A 23,073-nucleotide genomic window follows, 5' to 3' on the forward strand; every position below is an offset into this window, starting at 1 on the left:
AAAACAGGAAAACAATATTTGAAACTTAAATCAAGAAATATACCTTTGTAAAACTGTGCACTCTTGTTGCCAAAAATGGTGCACTCCTAATTGCCAAAAACTGTGCATCCTTATTTCCCGATTACACGCATAGAGCCGCTGGATCATGAGCAGGGCTTTTTCCGCCCTGACTTTGTCATTATCCAGTGCCCGCTCGAACTCTCTTCTTGCATGCGCCCAGCAGGCCAGGTGGACCACGTTTTTGCTCCGTGCATATTTCTCGTATACGGCATACCCGTCCGTCTGCAGGTAACCCCTGAAGCTGCCCAGTATGGGCAACGGTGCCTGCCTGCCACGGGTGGGACTGTAATCGAACAATACCGTTCCGTCCAGCGGGGCATGGTATACCCAATAATATCCCTGGTGGGCAGCGCCTTTTTTATCGCTGTCCAGCACTTTTATCGGACTTTCGTCGACCTGCAGATATCCTTTGGCTTTGGTGTCGAAGATAAGCTGTTCATAGAGCGGGTGCAGTTTGATCAGTGCCTCCCTGGTCCAGCCCTCGATCGTGGAGGAGGCGATCTGTATGTTTTCCCGGGCAAAGCGCTGTTTCTGGCGGTAGAGCGGCAAATGGTCCACGTATTTATCGGTAAGTACCATTGCCAGTAGCCCTGCCCCGGGGATGCCCTTGTCGATGACCCGTTCGGGAAGTTCCGCGATCTTTACCCCTTCACCGCTTTTAGCGGCATATTTGTAACGGATATAACGCTTGATGTAGAACCTGGCAGGCTCGCACTCCAGTTCCTCGGTGATTTCCCTGCCGATGCAGACCATCTCTGACAGATCGCCCTCCGGATGGATCTCAATCTCTTCCACGGGTAAATGTTCAGGTAACTTCGCGCGCCCTTTGTGGTTCGGGCGTTTGCGGACGTATTCGATCTTTTCCCTGATTTCTTCTTCCTTATGCTCTGCTTCCACCGGCTCCGGTTCAAACGGAAGGGATGTCTGGTTAGGGTCGCCCTCAAAGCGTTCACGGCTCTGGCCGAACTGCATGCGCCTGTACATGGCAAGCTGCGATTCCAGGTATTCGATTTTCTCATCACGGCTGGAAATAACCCGTAAAAGGTCCTCTTTCGATAAGTCTTCCATTGCCGCTTGCATGGCATAAAAATACAAATAAAAGGTGGGTTACACAAGTGAAAAACGATGTTTCTGATTACTTCAGACCACTTTTTTCAGACTGAACCGGTGCCGCCTGCGGCTCTTCTCCACAACGATTCCTTCCACCATCAGCACCAGCTCGCTCCAGTCGATCTCCCCGCCCGGCGAACCGGTTTTGGGCAGCGGGAAAGTGCCGCCCTCCAGCCTTTTGTAATACAGCACGAACCCGCCGTGTTCCCAGTGCAAAAGCTTCATATGCGTGCGGCGGCGGTTCAGGAACACGAACACATCACCGCCCGTGGCGCCCCGGCCCAAACCGGAGGACACCAGCCCGCACAATCCGTCAAATGATTTCCGCATGTCGCAATGGCCTCCGTACAGATAATAACGGTGCGAGGAACCCAGGCTGAACATCAGGCAAGCGCAATCAGCCTGGACAATAATCCCAGATCGGCCGAAGGCACTTCCAGCCGTACACCGTTGGGATAAACAACCGACAAAACAGGATGACCTGCCGTCCCGGGTGAACCCATCGGAATAAAAACGTTATCCCCGCCAGATTCATCCTCTTTCCAGCGATTGATCCAATAACTGAACTTACCCAGGGTGATGCCATGCTGCAGGCAGAACTCTTTCCGGGTCAAACCGCTCTCACGCCACTGGCGGACAAGGGTAAACATGTAGTCTCTACGCTCTTTCATATCAATAATATTTGGGCGTAAAACTACAGCGGATCAATTAATCAGAAAATATGTACTTGGTCGGGCGGATACGTTCTGAAGCCGCTTTTAGGCGAGGATATTTGGAGATGTTGTCTCTCGAAATACCGCCAGTGTTTAATAGAATGATCAACAGGTCTTGATCGGAATGAATATCGATGGCTTGTATGCTAATGTTTTCCGAATAAATCAATTGTTCAAGCGAATCGTAATTATTTGTTGAAGTATTCATGCCAAATCCTTTAAATTCTTCTTTTGATCTTTCCGCAATGTCCAGCAACTTCTTTTCTTCCTTTTTAGTAAACCCATTTAGATAGGCCCGCTCAAAGGTTGGTTCCAACCAAATCTTTCCTACCGCGTCTCCTTTTGATATGAATATGAGCAGGCTCATTTCCCTCGGGCGAATAGAAGAAAAACCTAAATCCACTTTCGTTCAATAATGTAGGCATCGAAACATATTTAGTAGCCTCTTACAAAGATAATAAAGGGTTTGTGCTTTCCGGCTACACCCTTGCGACTTTTGGCTACATCCCTTTCTCGAATACCAACGAACTTTGCCTAATAAACGATCAAAGAAAATGAATCTACAGAACAACACCATCTTGGTTACCGGCGGAACCGGCGGTTTCGGTTTCGAATTTGCGTCAAAATTGATAGCTCAGGGGAATACGGTCATCATCACCGGCAGAAATGCCCAGAAATTGGCAGAAGTTCAGCACAAGCTTCCCCAGGTACATACCCTGCAGAGCGACGTGAGCAAATCGGAAGACATTGTGGATTTATACAATCAGATTATGCAGAACTTCCCCAAACTGAACATCATCATCAATAACGCCGGCGAGATGCGGAAAATAAGCTTGCACCACAGTCATGATCTGGCAGACATCACCCGTGAAATCGAAATTAACCTGATGGGCCCCATCCGGATGGTGCAGCAATTTTTGCCACACTTAAAAACGCAGGAAAATGCAGCGATTTTGAACGTCACGTCGGGAATTGCGTTGATGCCTTTCGCAATTTCACCCATTTACGGTGCCAGCAAATCCGGGTTACGTTCCTATACGCAGGCCCTGAGGGTACAGCTGAAAAACACCAATATCAAGGTCATCGAGTTGGTGGCACCCGGAAGTTCCACCTCGTTGAATGACAAATTCGTGAATGAAGACGGGTTCAACACAAATATGCTGATGGCACCCGACAAAATCGTGGAGGCAGCCATTAAGGGAATGAAAAATGGTCAGACGGAAATCTATCCCGGTGCCGCAAAATTGATCCGGATAATGAGCCGGCTCGCTCCGAAATTCATGATTGCGCAGGCAGGAAAAACGGGCGCATCTTTTATGTACGGAAAATAGTCGCTATACCAGGCTTTCCAAAAATAGTTTATATTTATTCCTGAAATCCAATAACAATAGATACGCATATGGATGAAGCGTCACGATTTCAAAAATCCTCAGCTTCATCACCCATAACAGCTAAATTTAATTACATGAAAATCGTAGCCTCCATTCTCTTGTTAGTATCCGCATTCCTGAGCATCAAGCATGGTTGGGATGCCTTTCAACCCGCCAATGGCGAACAGGCAAAAATGATGGCCAACCTCGGCATCACGAAGGCGGTCATGCCATATTTTGGTGTTTTTTCCATTGTCATCGGATTGATGCTGTTCTTCCCGCTAACATTTTTTATTGGTAACGTCTTAAATGCGGTTACCATTGTGCTGATAATGGCTTTGTCCCTGCGGGCGGGTGATTACAAAATGGCACTGATGGAAATCCCGTTCCTGGCGATGCCGTTGCTGTTGATATGGCTGAAATATCCGTTCAGATCCTAATTTTTGTACGATGGCAATTATGACCCCATTCAGAATAAAATCCATAGCGGACGCACATCGACTGGCAGCGTTGGAGAAGCCCCATCACCCGCTGATCAGCATCATTGATGTTTCACAGATCAAAAACCAATCGGATGTAAACGCGATCGTGCTCGACTTCTATGTGGTATCGCTTAAAAGAGGCTGCAATAATCTACTGTACGGGCAGCAGAAATACGATTTTGACGAAGGCCTGATGGCTTTTATGTCGCCGGGGCAGATTTTGCGCGGGGAGGAAGGTGGGGTGCCACCCAATTTGCAGGGCTGGATGATGTTCATTCATCCGGATTTCCTATGGAACACCGCTTTGGCCAAAAAGATGAAGCAGTACGAATATTTCGGCTATGCCACCAACGAAGCATTGTTTCTTTCCGAAAAGGAAGAGACCCTGATGAATGCCATCGTTGAGAATATTCGGCAGGAATATCATGCCAATATTGACAAATTCAGCCAGGATGTAATCGTTGCCCAATTGGAATTGCTGTTTACGTATGCCCAGCGGTTTTACGAACGCCAGTTTATCACCCGCAAAATTACCAACCACCGAATTTTAGAACGCCTCGAGAGCGTGCTGGCCGATTATTTCAATCAGGGAGATCTGCTTGCAAAAGGATTGCCGACCGTTCAGTACATAGCCGATACCCTGAACGTATCCAGCAAATACCTGGGCAGTCTGTTAAAGCAGTTAACCGGACAATCCACCCAGCAGCACATACACGAGAAGCTGATCGAAAAAGCCAAGGAAAAATTGTCCACGACCGATTTATCGGTAAGTGAGATAGCCTATGCGCTGGGCTTTGAGCATTCACAATCGTTCAGCAAATTGTTTAAGACAAAGACCAAGCAAAGTCCGTTGGAGTTCCGGCAATCATTTAATTGACCGGATAACCCCGCTAATCCTGATCGTAACCACCTGATCGTACCATATCATTGTTAAATTATGCACACGCTTTTACCTTTTCTGTTAGCGATGGTGGCACTGATCGTGCTGCTGAATATGCTGGCCAAAAAACTGGAAATCGCCTATCCGATATTGCTGGTTGTGGCGGGATTGCTCATCAGCTTTATTCCGGGCCTACCGATGGTGAAGATAGATCCCGATCTGATTTTTTTCATTTTCCTGCCACCCTTGCTGTTTGACGCTGCGTGGTCCGCTTCATTTAAGGAAATGAGGAAATGGTGGCGGATGATTACCAGCTTCGCCTTTCTGGTGGTATTTTTCACCGCACTCACCGTAGCATTGGTTGCCAACTATTACATTCCGGGCTTTACCATCGCATTGGGCTTTCTGTTGGGCGGCATCGTATCGCCACCCGACGCGGTAAGCACCGGAGCCATCACCAAATTTGTGAAAATCCCACGGTCCACGTCGGCGGTTCTGGAAGGCGAAAGTTTGCTGAACGATGCGTCTTCGCTCATTATTTTCCGCTTCGCATTGGTGGCCGTCGGCACGGGGCAGTTCGTCCTACAGGAAGCCGCTGCCGATTTTCTATGGATGGTTTTCGGCGGAGCCGGAATGGGCCTATTCCTGGCCTGGCTGTTTGTGCAAATCCACAAAAGGCTGCCAACCGATGCACCGTCGGACATCGTGTTTACCCTGATCAGCCCGTATTTCATGTATTGGGCGGCGGAACAGGCGCACGCGTCGGGCGTTCTGGCGGTAGTATCGGGCGGTTTGCTGATGTCTGCGAAAAGACTGGAGTTTCTAAACAGTACGAGCCGGATCCGGGGCACAGTGTCTGGGAGAGCCTGGTCTTCATCTTAAACGGAATCGTCTTTCTGATTATCGGATTGGAGCTTCCCGAAATCGTAACCGGTATCCGTGCGCAGGGCATTCCGTTAAGAACGGCCATCGGGTACGGCATCTTGGTCACAGCTGTATTGATCGGAGCAAGGATCATCAGCTCGTATGCCGCATTGGTTGCCACCGCCATTTTCCGGCCGAGTGTGCGTCCGCGATTTACTTCGGCGGGGAGGCGTTGGCTGATGCCGATGCTACTGGGTTGGACAGGAATGCGGGGCGTGGTGTCATTGGCCGCAGCGTTGGCGATACCCGTAAAGCTTGACAACGGAATGGCATTTCCACACCGGGATCTGATTCTCTTCATCACCTTTGTGGCCATTTTGCTCACGCTGCTGGTGCAGGGGTTCACACTGCCGTATTTGATCAAAAGGACCGCTTTGTTCGATGGAATTTTTAACGAAGAGGAGGAGGAAGCCACCCGTATGAAAATGAAACAGGGATTGAAACAGCACGTTTATCAATTTCTCAAAAATAAATACGAAGCGGATCTGATCGGGATGGCCGGGATGGATAAGTTCATGAAGCAATGGGAAGAGCGTGCGAAATCGATGGAGGCGGATACCTGGATGAATGAAAAAACCAAAACCATTTTTATAGAGCTCCTCGCCTCGCAGCGTGAATACCTGACCGAACTGAACAAAGACCCGAAGATCGACGAAGAAATTATCCGCCAGCAATTATACCAGCTGGACCTGGAGGAGGAGCGGCTACGGATTGTGTAAGGTGGATAGGGTTGACATAAGCGGACGTAGTTAGATCAGTGACATGTGGTTTTGCGTATTTAAAGGTTATTTGTTATTTTTCCGCTTGTCTACTAGGGTGCTATCCAAGTTGCTATGATACAGGTGTGCTATGATCTGATCGCCGGCGCCATGATTGTGCATCAAGCGGAATGGTCAAAGCGTTGGCGTTTTTAAAAAAGACGATATTTGATCGCGTGAAACGAATGCAGACAACCCAAAAACTTGAGCGGTTCGGCATCTTTTGCTATAAAGCACTGGTATGGCTTTTTTTGGGTGTCGTTATCGGTTCATTTGTGGCCCAGATACAAGGATTTATGCCCATCTGGTTCATTGCTGTTCATGTTTTGGGTGCGATTGGGCTGGGGTGGTTGTTCAGCGTGTTGTTGTTCCGGTATATCGACCGAAAACGCGCACGTGCCTTGGCGCAGGACCGGGCGCATGCAAGCAGCTATGCTGCGCCGGCACGCATAGATTCGATTCAATTCGGTGGGGTACGGATGATGGAGACACGTGAGCTGACGATCATCCAGGTAACCGTGTTTCCCAGGTCCAATGCGCCTTATCAAACCACGGTACGTCAATTCATGACTGCCGAAGATCTTGATCAGCTCCAAGAGGGAGCCTTGGTCACCTTCTACGAAGATCCGCACGACCGCGGATACGGTAGGGTATTCCCCACTTTGCCGGTGGGAGAAATCCCGGCGGATATGGAAACGTATCAGGCAGATACGGTTTATCCCGAGCGGCGGAGAACCGGGCTGTGGCTCTTGGTTGGGCGCAATCCGAACCGGATTGCGCGGTCGGTAAGCTTCATTTTGATTTTCGCGTTATTTGGTTTCGGCTTTTTTTCGCCGTATGTCGTTACGGGCAATGTGGACTGGCTCCGGTTGAGAATGAAGTACTTTCCACAGAAACTGATTTTTCAGGATAAGGGCAATTTCAATCCCGAAGCGTTCAATAAAGCCTATGACAAGGCCATCGCCTATATCGGCGACCGACGCATCGAATCGCTGCTTTTTTACAAAGACTTTACAGCCGTAAAAGTGGAGCAGACCGATAAAGCCGGTCACGTGCGGAGTGCGACCATCCGCGGCAACTCCGTCGAAGCGTATTTCATGCCTTCCTCGCCGGACGATCACGATCGGTTCTTCACCGTAGATTCGGTTCGGTATGACGTCTTGAAGAAAGCGCTGGATGATGCGGCGAGAGACTATGACATCGAAGATATTATGTATATCGGTTTTCGCAAAGACGTCCGATGGAGTATGCCGGGTCCTCGAAGGGAACGCCATGTCGATGTCCATATCGTGTTTGAAGGGGGCGAGACGTCACTGGATTATAACGGAGAGACCGGCGAACGGTTGCTGCCGATGTAGCGCCGTGTGGTTTGTTCCGCAGCCCAGAAAAAGGGGGGTGCCGGGCGGCAGCCCCCAATGGAAAAAGCCTTTTTTCTAACGTTGAACACCTACAGGGTATCGTTCATCATCGTATCGTTCATCATGGTGTCGCTGGGCGCAGGTGTTGGCGCCATCTCCATGGTGTCCGCATCCTGTTGTTGGTTACTCCCGGTGTTGTTACACGCTCCTAAAAACACAGTCGCTGCCACGACAGCGAAAAATAGTTTAATCGTCTTCATTTGTTTTAATTTAGTTAACAATGAATTTGCTTTTGCCTCGCTCAGCGACAGCCGCATTTGCGATGCGTTTTTACTTGTTGTTGTGTAGGATAACCGCTGAAAAAGCAAATGGTTTTAAAAAATCACCGATCCGCGGTTAAGCGCAGGTGGTTTACAACGTTTTTCGAACGACCAGGTTAAAGTCGTTATGAACCTTAGACAGATTACCGGATAGCACCATTTCCGCGGCTTTTGCACCCATGGTTTCGAAATCGGTGGATAATACCGTAAGACCGTCAAGTATAATCTCATTGATAGGCGCTTCATTGTACGACAGGATCCCGATATCCTTCCCTATGGTTAAATGCTTGGCTTTGGCAATGCGGACAAGTTCAATCAGCTCAACATCCAGTTGGCTGTTTAAAACAAAATAAACGCCGCCTTTGGTGATATGGTCGGCGCTCAGCTCCTTATGGATGTCTACGGCGATGCCCGTGGACTTACAAAACCGACGGACACCCTTTAAAATGACGGAGCTATAGAGACTGCCTTTCGAGGCGATCACATGCAGGTGCTCATACTTCTTCAGCAGCTTTGTTGCCTCCATTAATCCATGGAACACGTCTTCACCGAAGTCTTGGTATACGGCGCCGTAATTTCCGGATAGTTCAGGAAGAAACCGGTCCAAAAGAATCAGCTTCCGGTTGGGTATGCGCTTCAGAAGCTTCAGGGCATTTGCCTGGCTTTTCTTGTCCAACGGAAAATGGGCCGTCACCATATAATAGTCGTAGTTGTCAAGGTGGTCTTCCAGCAGTCCCTGGAATACGTCGATATGCTGGTTATGTAAGTGGATGGTGGTGCTGACGCGGTCCCCTGCATGGCGGATAAAGGATTGATACAATACAAATTTGTAGGTGCTCAATTTATCGAAGAGCATCAGCACGTTTAATCGGCGGTCGCCCCCGTTTTCGGCTACAAAGAAACCCTTGCCGTGCGCAGATTCGATCAATCCCCGTTGACGCAGAATGGAATATACCTTTTTAACGGTTTCCTTGGATATCTCCAATTGTGCACTCAGTTCATTCATGGAAGGCAGATTTTCCCCCACGCGGTAAGCTCCGGCTGCAATCCGGTCACTGAACAGCTGGATAAGCTGTTTATAAACCGGAACCTGGCTTTGGAAATCCAGTAGCAACTGCTTGTCTTTTTTGGCCATAAAAACAAAAAAATTCTTGCAAAAATAAAAACCTATGGTATATTTGTACCACACTACACCACAGTACAGTAATGTTGTCTAATGTGGTGTGGTGCAAAGATGCCAATATAAACGAATTATAACAATCAAATTATGACAAAAAAGAAATTGCATTCCGGATTGATTTTCCTGCTATGCGTGATTCATTCTTTCCTATTGTCAGCCCAGGAATCCAGGATCAGTGGAACCGTGGTTTCGCCCGACGGCGTTCCCATTGCCGGGGTGAGCATTACCCTGAAAGAAACCGATCAACGGACGTTGACAGACGCCTCGGGAAAATTTACGTTCACGGCCGTTCCGGCAGAATTTACGCTCCTAGCCACGAGTGTCGGCTATGAGCCCGCGGAATCCAAAGTGACTGGACAGGATACGGTCACCCTTACGCTCCAACCCACCGTAAATGATCTTGAAGAGGTCGTTGTGGTGGGGTATGGTACCGTGCAGAAAAAAGATCTTACCGGGGCGGTGGCTGCCCTATCGGGGAAAGATGTAGCCGATCGGAAAACCGTGCGGATTTCGCAGGCACTCCAGGGGGCTGTTTCCGGGGTCACCGTCACCCGGTCCGGCGGGGCGGCTAACACGTCTGCCACGATCCGTATCCGGGGTGTCACCACCATCGGAGACAGTGACCCGCTGGTAATCATTGACGGTGTCCCCGGCGCCCTGGATTGGGTGAATCCCAATGACGTGGAGAGCATCTCCGTGCTGAAAGATGCCGCTTCGGCCGCTATTTACGGCTCAAGGGCGGCGGCGGGGGTTATTCTGGTAACCACAAAGCGGGCCAAACAGGGCGTCGTAAACCTGGATTACATCGGCGAATTTTCCATTGAAAAGCCCACCGAAACGGTTGAGTATGCCGATGCGCAGACCTACATGAGGCTGATCAACGAACGCAACTGGAACGACAACGGTAATACCGGCACCGAGTACCCCATCTTTTCGAGGGAAACCATCGATAACTACGGGGCGCTGCACGCCGAAAATCCGGATCTCTACCCGAACGTCAATTGGCTTCCCTTGCTCATGCGGGAAACGGCGCCCCGGCAAAGCCATGTATTGAACTTCACGGCCGGTACGCCGAATGTGCGGAGCAAGGTTTCCCTGGCTTTTGACAAGACCCCCGGATTTTACGTAAGGCGTAAATACGACCGCTTGACGGTCCGCGCTAACAACGACTTTACGATCCTGAAAGACCTCAATGCCGAGTTTGACATCAACGGCATTTATTCCGTAAGCGAACAGCCGGTATTCGGCATTACGCCGGCAACCGGCGTGGCACCGATTTATGCGGCGACTTGGCAGGACGGGCGGATCGCATCGGGAAAAACCGGCGTAAACCCGTATGCAAGACTCATGAACGGCGGCGATTCCCGTACCATGGCTAATGTGGTACGCGGACGGCTCGCACTCAACTATACGCCGCTTGAGGGCTTAAAGTTAACGGCGGTGGTGTCGCCCGAACTGTATATGGACAAGGGCAAGGCCTTTACCAAAGCCATCTCCTACACACTGGCCGATGATCCCAACGTGACGGGCGGATATATCGAAGGCCATACACAGACCCAACTGGTAGAAAACCGGAACGACAACTATGCGGTAACCACCCAGTTTTTTGCCAACTACGTGAAAGCAATGGGCGCCCATCATTTGAATCTGATGGTCGGTAACGAGAACTACAATTATTTCAACGAAACCCTCGGCGCGCGCCGCGAGCAATATGCGCTTTCGGGATTTCCGTATCTCGACATCGGCAACCAAAATTATCAGTACAATAACGGAAGCGCCTTTGAAAATGCGTACCGCTCTTTCTTTGGGCGCGCCATGTATAATTTCAAGGATCGTTATTTCGTGCAGGTCAACGCCCGGTACGACGGTTCCTCCCGGTTTGACCGCAGGTACCGCTGGGGACTGTTTCCATCGGTATCGGCAGGCTGGGTGCTATCCGAAGAGGCTTTTTTCCGCGACGTTCCCAATCGCCCGTTCCTCAAGTTGCGGGCATCCTGGGGTACACTTGGTAACGAGCGCATCGGAAACTATCCGTACCAATCGACCATCGGATTTAGCAATGCGCTTTTCTTCGAGGGAAACAATGTCGTATCCCAACAGACGGCTGCGGTGGAGAAATACGCGATCCAGGACATCTCCTGGGAAACTACCACGAGTTACGACATCGGGCTGGATGCTCGGTTCTTTGACGGACGCATGAATGTCACCGCGGATTATTACCGGAAAACGACCAAAGATATGCTGCTGGCGCTGGAAATACCGGACTACATCGGTTTGGACAACCCCGATCAGAATACGGGCAGGATGCATACCCGCGGGTGGGAGGCCGAATTGGGGTGGAGCGACCAAAAAGGGGAGTTCTCCTATGCCGTTGCCGTGAATATCTCGGATTCGAGAACCCGCATGGGAGACCTGGGCGGAACGGAATTTCTGGGCTCCCAGGTAAAATTTGCAGGCAGTGAATTCAACGAGTGGTACGGTTACCGGGCACTCGGCATTTACCAGAACCAGGAACAAGTGGATGGGTCTGCCCGATTAAATGCGCAGGTCCGGGCCGGAGATGTCCAATACGCCGATATCAGCGGCCCGAATGGCGTCCCGGACGGACTGATATCCGCGGAATACGACCGGGTATTGCTGGGCGGTTCGCTCCCCAGATACCTCTATGGGGGCAACGTCCGGCTCGGATACAAAGCCTTCGACTTCTCGTTGGCATTCCAGGGCATCGGTAAGCAGACCGCCCAACTGACCACCGATATGGTTCAGCCGTTCCGCGCACAGTATATCGAGGTGCCGAAGTTGATTGTGGGCAACCATTGGAGCGTCTATAACACGGAAGAAGCCAACCGCGATGCCCGGTATCCGCGGATTTCAAACACCGGCGATGCGAATAACTACGCGTTTTCGGATTTCTGGCTGTTCAACGGTGCCTATATGCGCATCAAAAACATCACCCTGGGTTACCAGCTCCCCGTCAATTGGACGCAAAAGGCAAAAATATCGTCAATTCGGCTGTATGTCAGTGTATCTGACTTGCGCGCATTCGACCGCTATCCGAAAGGGTGGGATCCGGAAGGCAGCGCCTATTGGATACCAACTACCTATTTGTCCGGGCTTTCCATCAGATTTTAGTGCATTAATCCTAAAGATAACCATGAAAACGATTCGTATTACCTCGGCCATCCTGTTGCTGTTTGCAAGCTGCAACGATCTGGATCTCAATCCGCTATCGGAGGGCTCGTCCGAAACGTGGTACCGCAACGAAGATGAGGTCAATATGGCTTGCGCGCACCTTTTCAATATCGACTTCTGGGATAGCGAACTCACCCGGAATTCGACCGCGGGAGGGGGCTACAGCCACGATTGGACCGATACCTATACAGACGACTGGACCGCGCGGGCCTCATTAAGCGCCGTTACTTCCGCAACCATCAACAGTCAGACCAATGTGGTTACGATTACCTGGGCGTATGCTTACCGGTGTATTGCGGCCGCCAACCGGGTCATCGCAAACCTTTCCCATGCGTCCACTAACCTGACTGCCGAAAAAATCGCCCACTATGAAGCCGTTGCGCGGTTTGCAAGGGCTTCCCAATATGCCAAACTGATCTTTCTGTACGGGGATGTTCCCTATTATACGGATGTATTGGCCATTGAAGCGGCGATGGACCTGGGGCGGACCGATAAGCAAACGATCCTTGCGGCGATATACGACGACTATGATTTTGCCGCTACGCATCTTCCCGAAAATTATAGCGGCAACACCATCCAATACCCCACCAAAGGCGCAGCCTACGCGATGAAGGCGCGCATTGCGCTCTACATGGGCGACTGGACCGCCGCACGGGATGCGGCAAAAGCCTGTATGGATCTGGGTGTTTATTCGTTATATCCCGACTTCTACACCCTGTTTCTGTCCAAAACGAAAAACTCGTCGGAGTCGGTCTTCGCAACTCCGCGTTCGGTTGCGCTTGGCGTGGTCATTCCCGGAGCTGGAAGGGCCAAGGAACCCCTTACCCGCATTGCGGGCGGCTTCGGTAATGGCGGTCCGTCGTGGGACCTGTTGTGTGCGTTCCTGTGTGCGGATGGGCTCCCCATCGACGAGTCGCCGCAGTACGATCCGCATGAGCCGTTCAAAAATAGGGATCCGCGGCTTGCCGCTACCATCGTTCCGTTCCAGACGCCCTGGCTGGGTTATATCCATCAGCCGCATCCGGACTCGCTTACCGTGCTCAACCTCAATACCGGAATGCGGCAAAGCAACCTGGACAGCCGGGCGGTCGACCAATATGCCTCCTACAATGGGCTCACCTGGAAAAAGAAAATCGACGAAGATTGGTTAGATTTATTGACCGATCCGGACAATACGGTCATCCGGTATGCCGATGTATTGCTGATGTACGCCGAAGCCCGGATTGAACTGGGAGAGATCGACGCATCCGTCACCGACGTGATCAATCAGGTACGTGCACGGGCCTATGGCGTGGATCCTGGCGACATCGAAGCCTATCCGGCGGTCACCGAAACGGATCCCGCTGCACTGCGCAGGATCCTCCGCATCGAACGCCGGATGGAATTTGCGTTCGAGGGAAGGCGCTACGCCGATCTCATCCGGTGGAGACTTGCCGGAAAAGCGCTGAACAAGCCCATTTACGGATTGCTGGATGTGGCCGACCTCCGTGAGCGGGTCGTGAAGCCCGGCGGGTGGTTTTTCCCGTCGGTCACGCCGATCGATGAAGATGGTATACCCGATTTTTCCGGAATGTTGCAGGCCGGGCAGATACTGAAACTGACGGACCGTAAATTTGATGAGTCCAAACAGTATCTATGGCCCATTCCGGCAAAGGAGATCCTGACGAATCCCAAACTGAAACAAAACCCCAATTACTGAGCTACACAATTATGATGAAAGTACCCCAAACGTTCCTGTTGCTCGCCGCGTTACTCGTCGCGGCGGTAAGCCCCGCACAAAGCCAAGACCTGATCAGCCGGTCGGTTGACGTCATGCAGACCCTTCGGGATTTTCCCCCTTTAGCCGGTTATTTCAATACCTCGTTGCAGAAAACACCGGCGCCAGCCGTTGGAAAGCTCGCCGAACAGGAATTCGGCAGGCCCGACATTACGAGGTGCTGGTTAAACCTGGATGAATTGTGGGACTACCGGACGCGCGAGTTCGATTTCAATTTCCAAATCGGTGTGGATAAATACAAAGACATCAAGGAAAAACACCGGGAAACCTGGGATTGGGAGCAGCAATCCCCCATCCGTTATTACGACTACCTGAGTGCCTTCTCGTCCACCAGCCAGCACATCATGCTGACCATACGCCGGTATGAGCGGGATATTCTGGACAACGCGCTGCCCATCACCAAAGCCGACTGGAAAATGATCTTCAAGGCCGGTCTGAAGCATTATAAGGAGCGTTATCCGAATATCCGCTATGTGGAAGTGGGCAACGAATATTCATTGAAGTCGTTTATGGCGGCCACCGCCGACGAGTACTACCAATTTTACGAGCTGGGTTACCAGGCAGTCAACGAGGTGAACGAAGAGCTGGGCTTGGCAGGCGAAAACCGCATCCTGGTGGGCGGCCCGGTGTCTACCGGTGCAATTTCCAAGGAGATTAACCAGCTTGCCCAACGTTTCGCCGCCGACCCCAATCCGTCTAAACGGCTGGATTTTGTCTCCTGGCACGAGTACACCAAACCCGTCCGGGCCACCGCTTTCCGTGAACGCGAAATACGGGATACCCTCCGCAAGCACCGGCTGGATGACCATGTACCGCTGTTCATCACGGAGCATGATCCCATCCATTTCGAGGCCGATAGTGCCGGACAGAATCAAATCAACGCCGCCGGGTTGGTCCGGACGCTCTATTACGCAAGCCTATACAGCCCGAACATGCGCATCTTTCCGTGGGCCCTGTACCACGACGAGAACATCCAGACCCGTTTTATGTGGTTTAAGGGGGATAACCAGCTGCATACACCGGCAAAAGACCTCCGGATGCTGCCGATCGGGGTATCCATGAAACTGTTGAGCATGCACCGGGGCAGGGAGATCGAAATTGCCAATCCGCTGAACGCGTCGGCGCTTGTCATCGGTTCGCGCTCGAAAGGCACCGTCCTGCTGGAGGCGGTCAATTATGCCGATCATCCACAGTCCGTCAAACTTACGGTGGACCGCCTAGCCGATGCATTGGGAGGCGGCAAAGTTCTTGTCAGGAAATACATCATTGATGAGCAGCATAACAACCTGACAACCGATCCGACCTATTCAGGGCGGCTCGAAGCCAACGAAACGTATGAACTGACGGTCGAGGAAGGCAAAACCTACGAATTTACACACGGAAAAGCAGGCAAAAACGCCGTTATTGCATGGGAAATCAGCAGCGCTACAAGTGGGAAGTTCTAGCCCTGCTCTGGGTCGCCTTTTTTATCAATCAGGCGGATCGGCAGGTATTCAATGTCGTGTTGCCCCTCATCCGGGAAGACCTGGGGCTGTCCGACGTCGAAATAGGCATCATTGCCACGGGCTTCAACCTGGCTTTCGCCCTGTTGGTTCCGATTTCCGGATACGTGGCAGATCGGTATAGCCGCCGCTGGATTATCGTCGGCAGCATCCTGTTCTGGAGTATTGCCACCATGCTCACCGGATTCAGCCAGGGACTCTTGTCGCTGCTGTTGTTCCGCAGCATCGCCACCGGTGGCGGGGAAGCCTTTTTCGGGCCGGCCAATTATACATTGCTGGCCGCTTACCACCGGTCTACACGTGCGACAGCCATGTCCATCCATCAAACTTCGCTGTATGTCGGCATCATCGCCTGTGGTTACCTGGCAGGCTACACGGGCGAACGCTGGGGATGGAAAAATGCATTTTACCTTTTCGGTGCAATAGGTATCCTGCACGGCCTGATTTTGGCCTGGCGGTTAAAGGATCCGCCAAAGGCGCAGCCTATTGCGAGTAAGGAACCGGCCATCGGTTTCTGGGAAGCGTTGCGCATTCTCTTTAAAATCCCTACCGCGCTGTTACTGACCCTTTCGTTCAGCGGACTCATCTTTGTGCTGACCGGTTACCTGACCTGGACGCCGACGTATCTGTATGAGAAATTTGGAATGACCCTTACCCAAGCCGGCTTCCATTCCATGTTCTATACACACCTGTTTGCATTGGTGGGTATCCTATTGGCCGGCAAATGGTCGGATCGCGCCGCCCGGCGTACACCTTCAATACGCCTACGCATGCAGGCCTGGGGGCTTTGGGGCGCCATACCCTTCCTGCTGTTGATGGCATTCGCAGACAATCTGCTATGGGTTTATGTGGGGCTTGCCGGATTTGGCTTTACACGCGCCTTTTTTGATGCCAACACGTACAGCGTGTTGTACGATGTCATTCCCGCCCGCTATCAATCTTCGGCTTCCGCGGTGATGATGATGGTCGGGTTTGTGGTCGGATCCACATCGCCCCTGCTATTGGGGTATTTGAAGTCCGGATTAGGGCTCTCTTTCGGGTTTGCCCTGCTTGCCGGTGTATGGGGGATCTGCGGATTATTGCTAACCTGGGCAAGGGTACATTTTTTTAACAAAGATTATGCGTTTGGAAGATAAACAAAACTACCGCGGATGGCTGGCCTGTATTTTGGAAGGCCGTTTTTTGACGGTGTATATTACACCCGAATTGGGTGGCCGCATGATGCAGATCGAACTGGGCGGCTATCCCTATTTTTTCAACAACGAAACCCTGCACGGCGCGGTCCCCACGAGCGAGCGGGCAGGTCAATGGCTGAATTATGGAGGCGAGAAGATTTGGCCGGCTCCTCAGGGGTGGGGGCTGCCTGACCATTGGCCGGGTCCACCGGACCCCGTCCTCGACGGCGGCCCGTACGACGTATTGGCACAAGGTTCCGCAAGTGGAAAGCGCTACATCCGCATGCGCAGTCAGGCAGACCCGTACACCGGGCTCCAGATCGAGAAAGCCATCGAATTGTCCGAACACCGATCGGGTGTATCGGTACAGGCCACCTTCCTCAATACCAGTGCCGTTGTGCGCCGGTGGTCCATCTGGCCCGTATTGCAGCTTAGTACGCCGGATGCTGTAAAAGGGACGTCGATTGTTTCCTGCCCGATGGCTCCGGATAGCCAGTTTTCAGAAGGGTATAAGGTGATGCACGGTTTGGTCAACAATCCCCAATTCGGTCGCGACGGCCACAACAACCTGCTCGTGAGCTACGAATATATCGTCGGGAAAGTCGGGCTGGACAGTCGTGCAAATTGGGTGGCTTATACAGACATCCTCAGTGGATACGTATTGGTTGCCACGTTCAACTACGAGGAAAATGCCGTCTATCCGGAAGGTACGTCGGTGCAGATCTGGACCCAGGGAAGCGGTCAGGTTTACTCCCGAAATGAAGTCAGGCACTTTCCCCACGATCCGTTGGACAATCCACCGTATTTGGAGATCGAATTGCTGTCGCCCCTATTTACCCTCGCGCCGGGCGAATCCGCGTCCTTTGCTTATCAGATCAGCTGTTGCAAAGTGCCGAGACACTACCATGTGATCCGCAAAACCGCATTTTCAGTGGCCGTTTCGTCGCTTAGGATTTCGATGGAGAAGGGGGACTTACGCATCCGCGGAAAATACGGCGTCTTTTCCGAAGGCACGCTGAAGATTGGGTACAAAGCAGATTCAGCCCCGGAAGTATTTACGCCGATTGCCGACTTGGAGGTGTCGCCGCTGCAACCCGTGGAAGTCGACGTATGCCTCCATGAAGCGGAAATGCCCTGGGGTTCGGGCGTGATCGTCCAGCTTAACCTTTACATAGAAGGAATTTTTAAAGAAACCATTGATCAGCATACCTATGTCGTCACTTAATCAGCGAATTGCACTTATTACCGGCTCCACCCGGGGAATCGGACAGGGCATTGCCCTCACGCTTGCTAGGAAGGGCGCCCAGGTGATTCTGAACGGTCCGGCTTTTGACCCGCTCCCCGATGGACTGCTGGCCTCCTTTCAAGGCGTGCCGCATCCACCGGTTTACGTGGAAGCCGATGTATCCCAGCCCGAAGAAGTGGCCGCACTTTTTGAACGCATTGAAGCAGACTTCGGGCGGTTGGATATGCTCATCAACAATGCCGGCACCTCCCAATCGAAAGACATTTTTGACATTACGGACACCGATTGGCAACGGATACTGGACACCAATCTCTCCAGCGGGTATTATTGTTGCAAGCACGCCATGGCGTTGATGAAAAAGCAGCGCTACGGCCGGATTGTCTTCATTACCTCCATGGTGGCCCACCAGGGAGCCCTATTTGGCCACGTCCACTACGCATCCAGCAAGAGCGGCCAATTGGGGTTGATGAAGACATTGGCCCGCACGGGCGCTCCTTTGGGGATCACGGTCAATGCCGTAGCCCCCGGCATCATCGCCACGGAGCTGCTTCACGCTACACACGGCGATGCGGGGGTGGCAAAACTTGCGGCCACCATTCCGTTAGGGCTGGGAAATCCAGCGGATATCGGCCATGCCGTGGCCTTCCTGTGCAGTGATGAAGCTGCCTACATTACCGGAGCCACCTTGGATGTCAATGGCGGCGCCTATATTCATTAAAACAGATAGCCATGAAGATCAAAGCCATAAAAACATACATCTGCCACGCCTACCGTACCAATTGGGTGTTCGTCAAAGTGTTGACGGACGAAGACGGGCTATATGGTGTCGGAGAAGCAACCCTGGAATACAAAGAACACGCCGTAGCTGCTGCTTGCATGGAACTGGAGCGGACGTTGATACACCAGGATCCGCATCAGGTCGAACACCTATGGCACCTGATTTACCGCGATGCCTATTGGCGGGGCGGCCCGGTATTGATGAGTGCGCTTTCTGCCATCGAGATGGCATTGTGGGATATCAAGGGCAAGGATCTTGGCGTGCCCGTCTACCAATTGCTGGGCGGAAAAGTGCGGGATGCCATTCGCTGCTACGCAAACGGCTGGTTCGCCGGCGCAAGGACGCCCGAAGCGTTTGCGGAAAAAGCCGAAAAAGCGGTAAAGCAGGGGTTCAGTGCATTGAAGTGGGATCCGTTTGGCGCCAGTTACCTGCATATCGGGACAAAGGCATTGCACGATGCCCTGGAATGTGTGGAAGCCGTTTATGACGCAACCAAAGGAAAAGCCGACCTCATTATTGAAGCACATGGTCGCTTTGATGTTCCCACAGCGGTCCGCATCGGCAACGAACTTACCCGGTTCGGTATATTGTGGTACGAAGAGCCGATTCCGCCGCAAAATCTGGAGGGGTTGGCGGAGGTAAAACGCAGGGTCCAGGTACCCGTTTCCGCAGGCGAACGTTTATACAACCGGTGGGAATTCCGGAGCCTGTTTGAACTGCGCGCTGCCGATGTGATCCAGCCGGATGTCAGCCATGCCGGCGGGCTTTCGGAAGTCAAAAAAATAGCAGCGTTTGCCGAAGCTTACCACCTTCCGGTGTGTCCGCATAACCCCAGTGGCCCGGTTGCCAATGCGGCTACCCTGCAACTGGCCGCATGTGTTCCCAACTTCTACCTCCTCGAAACGATGAGCAACGATATCCCCTGGCGGCGGGATGTGAGTACCGAACGCATAACGTTCAACAGGCACGGGGAAATGGAAATACCCGATCTGCCGGGACTGGGCATCGATCTGGTGGAAGAACAAATCTTGGCCCATCCCTATGAAGCCCGGGATCTCCGGCATTACCGGGGTACGCTCACGGATATCCGGCCACCGGAGGCGGGTGCCTATTTTTAGCGAAGAGGCAGTTTTCTGCCGAAGCCCATTTGATATCGTCGCCAACAATTGCGGCACTTCATTGTTTATGAAGAAAAAAGCATATGGGTTTTTTCAGAAATATACTGCCTGCACTGGCAGGCTCTTTGGTACTCAACATCATTCACGAGCTGGGGCGCAAACGGCTCGACAATGCCCCCCGAATTAATGAAATTGCCGAGGAGGGCATTGAAAAGACATGGCGGGCCGCGGGCAGCAAACCACCGCAAGAGAAAGAACTGTATAGCATGGCGCTGGCGGGTGACATCGTTGCCAACACCGCTTTTTTCCGGGCGATCAGTGGTAACAGCCCGAAGGAGACCTGGGCAAAGGGGCTCCTGTTGGGCACCGCCGCGGGCATCGGCGCACTAACGCTGACCAAGCCGCTTGGGCTAAATGACGAACCTGTTAACCGCAACCGCAACGTGAAGGCACTGACGGTGTTGTATTACCTGATCGGCGGACTGGTCACCGCGGCCGTTTATAACGCCGTCAACCGGAACGCGACTCGTTAAGCTCTCAATACGGAAAACAAATGCGTCAAGGCAACCGCCGGGTAAAAAGGTTATCCCTAGCCCACAGCACGGCGGACGATCTGAAGCGCAAGCCGGGGTGGATCTGATAAATCTCAAATAAATTCAAACAATTTCAGGCTGGTTTTGTCTACTTCTCTGCCGGACACAAGGAACTAAGATACTAGACAAGCGACGATAATTGTTTATTTACTTCTTCCTAATTAAAACACAATTATGAATCACAGAGAGTACAGCCAAAAAGTAGTTCAGGAAACAGGAGCACTGACAGGTTACGCACGTTATTTTACGCAGGATCCAGAGAATGCAAATGATTTGGTACAGGACACGATGCTGAAAGCGTTCTCTTATTACGACAAATTCAGGGAGGGAACGAATTTACAGGCGTGGCTTTATACCATACTCAAGAATACATTTATCAATTACTACCGTAGAAAGGTCAAAACCAATTCATTGATCGTTAAATCTGAATCTCTTTCTTCTTCCGACCTTTACATCAGTTCCCTGCGCAATCAGGCCGAAGGAAAGTTTGTGATGAAAGATATCGAATACGCGCTTTCGAAGCTCTCCAAGGAATACTATTATCCTTTTACCATGTATTACGAGGGATATAAGTATCACGAAATTGCCGAGCAATTCCAGATCCCGATCGGAACGGTAAAAACCCGGATCCATATGGCCCGGCAACAGTTGAAGAAGAAGTTAAAGCCTTACGCTAAACCGGCAGACTGGAAGGCGTAAACTAATGTAGGCTGCTTCCCTGTTTTGCGGAACATCGGAAGCAGCCTCAAACCCATCCTGCTCAGGCATTTTCCAGAGCCTCGATATCGAACTTTTTCATTTTCATATAAACCGCCATCACCCGCTGCGCTTTATCCGGATCGCTGAGCAGTTTTGGTAAAATAGTGGGTACCACCTGCCACGATACCCCAAATTTGTCCTTCAGCCAACCGCAGTTGCCTTCACTGCCGCCATCGGCTGTCAGCTTTTCCCAATAATAGTCGATGTCTTCCTGCGTTTCGCAGTCGATCACAAATGAGACCGCCTCGTTAAACGTGAACGCTGGCCCGCCGTTCAGGCCAATAAATTTCTTGCCATCGAGCTCAAATTCGACCACCATCTGGTTGTCTGCCTTGATCTTGGCATTCTTGAAAATCGAACAGTAGAATTTTGCTGCTGCCTGGGCCTGACCATCAAACCAGAGACAAGGATAAATGTTGTTTTCCATTTTTTTGAACTGTTTTGTTTACGATTCAAAGGTATAGAAGACCTAAGCCGCGAAATAGAACAAAACTGACAAAATCAGTTTCCCCCTGCTTTGCTAAAGGCTAGGTACTCACCGGGCGTTAGCGAAGTAAACTCTTTGAATGCGCGGATGAAATGGCTTTGGTCTGAATAGCCGTTGCTATACGAAAGTGCGGTCAGGTTTGTGAACTGTAGGCTGTTCAGTTGCCGGAAAGCGGCATTGAATTGGCGGATTCTCCGGTAGCGGGTGGGAATAATGCCGATGGTTTTCTCAAATAACCGTTGGAAGGTGCGCCCCGTCATGCAAAGTTCCGACTGTATCGCCGCCAGGTTTTTTTTGGAGGGTTCGGCGGCAATTTTTTCAACGGCATATTGCATGATGCGCGTATCGGTCTTGATTTTCGTAACGAGGCTGTATATATACCTATCCAGGATGGCGACCATCTCCGTGCTTGAGGATGCGTTCAACAACTGCTCCTGCAGGCCGGTCCGGATGGATGCCGGCAATACGTTCAGCTCGATGGGGTTGTCTGTCAATTCCTGGGCAGAGACCCCAAACAGCGAATTCAGGGCATACGGTTTAAAGAAATAAGCAATCAGCGTGAAATCCTCATCGATGGTTAGGGTGTCTGGGAATACCGTTTGCCCAAATAAGGTTAGGTAGTTCGTAGAATTTCCTATCCGTCCTTTGGCTGTTTGGAAAAGCAGTGTGGGCATACCATTCGCAAAAAGAGGCAAAGAAAAAGGGGTCGTTACTTGGAAGTTTTCAATAACAAGCAGTTCATGCACGTATTCTGCAATACAGGGAGCCGGATGGAGATACAATGATTTCATATGATCGTAATCTGATACCAAAGATATCACCTCTATGCTTTGCGTTTGCGGGGCATATGCGACAAATAAGGGGGTAATTACCGTTTAATTATTTGCTTCGGTTTCGACTAGCGCGTTACGATCGGCCACAAGATCGACGCTACTCCTTCTTTTGTAATTGCGCTTTTCTCGAAATGCTCCACCATCGTCTATCAGGCTATCTATTGGAGCGAAAACTCAAGAAAACTATTAGGAAAAAAAATTATTTAGAATTAATCCTCATTATCGGGAGAATACCTTTTTTAGCCGAATGTTTGGATGAAAGAATTGAACTCCCTATCTTCATCCTAGGTTTAGGTAGCCCCAGCACCCTGGGGCGGCCCGTTGCTTACGAGTAACGGGTTTTTTTTATTATGTGTTTTTGGAGAGAATAGCTGCATCATATTGCCCGTAATTTGCCGGTACTTCATAATATTTCACCCTGCTTTTGGAGTCCGTGCTATCAAATCGTAGATGTCAAA

23 protein-coding genes and 1 pseudogene are annotated in these 23,073 nt (G+C 51.3%); 15 read left to right on the forward strand and 9 right to left on the reverse strand.

Annotated features, from left to right (window positions below; translation table 11 throughout):
• Positions 1–108: 108 nt before the first annotated feature.
• The 5 genes and pseudogenes from ACFQRK_RS09380 to ACFQRK_RS09400 all read right to left on the reverse strand — a co-directional run.
• Positions 109–1,140, reverse strand: a pseudogene (locus ACFQRK_RS09380) (IS66 family transposase); the annotation flags it as partial.
• A gap of 60 nt (positions 1,141–1,200) precedes the next feature.
• Positions 1,201–1,554 (reverse strand): IS66 family insertion sequence element accessory protein TnpB, encoded by a 354-nt coding sequence (gene tnpB, locus ACFQRK_RS09385; protein ID WP_379005897.1) that lies wholly within the window; start codon positions 1,552–1,554, stop codon positions 1,201–1,203.
• A complete protein-coding gene (locus tag ACFQRK_RS09390) occupies positions 1,554–1,841 on the reverse strand; it encodes a hypothetical protein (RefSeq protein ID WP_379005899.1) in 288 nt (95 codons plus the stop codon). The genes tnpB and ACFQRK_RS09390 overlap by 1 nt, the downstream gene beginning before the upstream one ends.
• A 37-nt stretch (positions 1,842–1,878) precedes the next feature.
• Positions 1,879–2,199: a hypothetical protein gene (locus ACFQRK_RS09395; protein WP_379005901.1), complete on the reverse strand. Its 321-nt coding sequence runs from the start codon at positions 2,197–2,199 to the stop codon at positions 1,879–1,881.
• Positions 2,183–2,308, reverse strand: a complete 126-nt coding sequence (locus ACFQRK_RS09400; protein WP_379005903.1) for a DUF4160 domain-containing protein — start codon at positions 2,306–2,308, stop codon at positions 2,183–2,185. Before ACFQRK_RS09400 ends, ACFQRK_RS09395 begins: the two co-directional genes overlap by 17 nt.
• A gap of 129 nt (positions 2,309–2,437) precedes the next feature.
• Between ACFQRK_RS09400 and ACFQRK_RS09405 the strand changes: the two genes are divergently transcribed.
• The 6 genes from ACFQRK_RS09405 (at position 2,438) to ACFQRK_RS09430 (ending at position 7,655) form a co-directional block, all read left to right on the forward strand.
• Complete coding sequence (locus tag ACFQRK_RS09405; RefSeq protein WP_379005904.1) at positions 2,438–3,214, forward strand: SDR family oxidoreductase; 777 nt, start codon at positions 2,438–2,440, stop codon at positions 3,212–3,214.
• A gap of 134 nt (positions 3,215–3,348) precedes the next feature.
• Positions 3,349–3,693, forward strand: coding sequence for a hypothetical protein (locus ACFQRK_RS09410; protein ID WP_379005906.1), 345 nt, complete (start codon positions 3,349–3,351; stop codon positions 3,691–3,693).
• 10 nt (positions 3,694–3,703) lie between these two features.
• A complete protein-coding gene (locus tag ACFQRK_RS09415) occupies positions 3,704–4,612 on the forward strand; it encodes a helix-turn-helix domain-containing protein (protein WP_379005908.1) in 909 nt (302 codons plus the stop codon).
• A gap of 60 nt (positions 4,613–4,672) precedes the next feature.
• The gene (locus ACFQRK_RS09420; RefSeq protein WP_379005909.1) at positions 4,673–5,497 is read left to right on the forward strand and encodes a cation:proton antiporter; all 825 of its coding nucleotides are present in this window, start codon (positions 4,673–4,675) and stop codon (positions 5,495–5,497) included.
• 26 nt (positions 5,498–5,523) lie between these two features.
• On the forward strand, positions 5,524–6,258 hold the full coding sequence (locus ACFQRK_RS09425) for a cation:proton antiporter (protein ID WP_379005910.1): 735 nt from the start codon (positions 5,524–5,526) through the stop codon (positions 6,256–6,258).
• A gap of 224 nt (positions 6,259–6,482) precedes the next feature.
• Positions 6,483–7,655: a hypothetical protein gene (locus ACFQRK_RS09430; protein WP_379005911.1), complete on the forward strand. Its 1,173-nt coding sequence runs from the start codon at positions 6,483–6,485 to the stop codon at positions 7,653–7,655.
• 89 nt (positions 7,656–7,744) lie between these two features.
• Here ACFQRK_RS09430 and ACFQRK_RS09435 read toward each other — a convergent pair whose 3' ends face one another.
• Both ACFQRK_RS09435 and ACFQRK_RS09440 read right to left on the reverse strand, forming a co-directional pair.
• On the reverse strand, positions 7,745–7,915 hold the full coding sequence (locus tag ACFQRK_RS09435; RefSeq protein ID WP_379005912.1) for a hypothetical protein: 171 nt from the start codon (positions 7,913–7,915) through the stop codon (positions 7,745–7,747).
• 151 nt (positions 7,916–8,066) lie between these two features.
• Positions 8,067–9,110, reverse strand: coding sequence for a GntR family transcriptional regulator (locus ACFQRK_RS09440; protein WP_379005913.1), 1,044 nt, complete (start codon positions 9,108–9,110; stop codon positions 8,067–8,069).
• A gap of 132 nt (positions 9,111–9,242) precedes the next feature.
• On the opposite strand from ACFQRK_RS09440, the gene ACFQRK_RS09445 reads away from it, so the two are divergent.
• The 9 genes from ACFQRK_RS09445 (at position 9,243) to ACFQRK_RS09485 (ending at position 21,235) form a co-directional block, all read left to right on the forward strand.
• Positions 9,243–12,287 carry a SusC/RagA family TonB-linked outer membrane protein gene (locus tag ACFQRK_RS09445; RefSeq protein WP_379005914.1) on the forward strand — a complete coding sequence of 1,015 codons (3,045 nt, stop codon included), beginning with the start codon at positions 9,243–9,245 and terminating at the stop codon, positions 12,285–12,287.
• A 22-nt stretch (positions 12,288–12,309) separates the two neighbouring features.
• Positions 12,310–14,046 (forward strand): RagB/SusD family nutrient uptake outer membrane protein, encoded by a 1,737-nt coding sequence (locus ACFQRK_RS09450; RefSeq protein WP_379005915.1) that lies wholly within the window; start codon positions 12,310–12,312, stop codon positions 14,044–14,046.
• Positions 14,047–14,057: 11 nt separating this feature from the next.
• Entirely contained in the window at positions 14,058–15,569 is a 1,512-nt protein-coding gene (locus ACFQRK_RS09455) for a hypothetical protein (protein WP_379005916.1), read from the forward strand.
• Entirely contained in the window at positions 15,533–16,762 is a 1,230-nt protein-coding gene (locus ACFQRK_RS09460; protein WP_379005917.1) for an MFS transporter, read from the forward strand. The genes ACFQRK_RS09455 and ACFQRK_RS09460 overlap by 37 nt, the downstream gene beginning before the upstream one ends.
• A complete protein-coding gene (locus ACFQRK_RS09465; RefSeq protein WP_379005918.1) occupies positions 16,752–18,026 on the forward strand; it encodes a DUF4380 domain-containing protein in 1,275 nt (424 codons plus the stop codon). The genes ACFQRK_RS09460 and ACFQRK_RS09465 overlap by 11 nt, the downstream gene beginning before the upstream one ends.
• On the forward strand, positions 18,013–18,765 hold the full coding sequence (locus ACFQRK_RS09470; protein ID WP_379005919.1) for an SDR family NAD(P)-dependent oxidoreductase: 753 nt from the start codon (positions 18,013–18,015) through the stop codon (positions 18,763–18,765). The genes ACFQRK_RS09465 and ACFQRK_RS09470 overlap by 14 nt, the downstream gene beginning before the upstream one ends.
• Positions 18,766–18,776: 11 nt before the next feature.
• A complete protein-coding gene (gene dgoD / locus ACFQRK_RS09475; RefSeq protein ID WP_379005921.1) occupies positions 18,777–19,943 on the forward strand; it encodes a galactonate dehydratase in 1,167 nt (388 codons plus the stop codon).
• A gap of 83 nt (positions 19,944–20,026) precedes the next feature.
• Positions 20,027–20,476: a hypothetical protein gene (locus ACFQRK_RS09480; protein WP_379005923.1), complete on the forward strand. Its 450-nt coding sequence runs from the start codon at positions 20,027–20,029 to the stop codon at positions 20,474–20,476.
• A gap of 234 nt (positions 20,477–20,710) precedes the next feature.
• Entirely contained in the window at positions 20,711–21,235 is a 525-nt protein-coding gene (locus tag ACFQRK_RS09485; protein ID WP_379005925.1) for an RNA polymerase sigma factor, read from the forward strand.
• A 61-nt stretch (positions 21,236–21,296) separates the two neighbouring features.
• Here the strand turns inward: ACFQRK_RS09485 and ACFQRK_RS09490 are convergent, their stop codons facing one another.
• Both ACFQRK_RS09490 and ACFQRK_RS09495 read right to left on the reverse strand, forming a co-directional pair.
• Positions 21,297–21,722 (reverse strand): VOC family protein, encoded by a 426-nt coding sequence (locus tag ACFQRK_RS09490; protein WP_379005926.1) that lies wholly within the window; start codon positions 21,720–21,722, stop codon positions 21,297–21,299.
• A gap of 74 nt (positions 21,723–21,796) precedes the next feature.
• Positions 21,797–22,573 carry a helix-turn-helix domain-containing protein gene (locus ACFQRK_RS09495; RefSeq protein ID WP_379005927.1) on the reverse strand — a complete coding sequence of 259 codons (777 nt, stop codon included), beginning with the start codon at positions 22,571–22,573 and terminating at the stop codon, positions 21,797–21,799.
• Between the last annotated feature and the right edge of the window lie 500 nt (positions 22,574–23,073).

The organism is Parapedobacter sp. GCM10030251 (assembly GCF_042666505.1).
In the GTDB taxonomy this organism is placed as follows: domain Bacteria; phylum Bacteroidota; class Bacteroidia; order Sphingobacteriales; family Sphingobacteriaceae; genus Parapedobacter.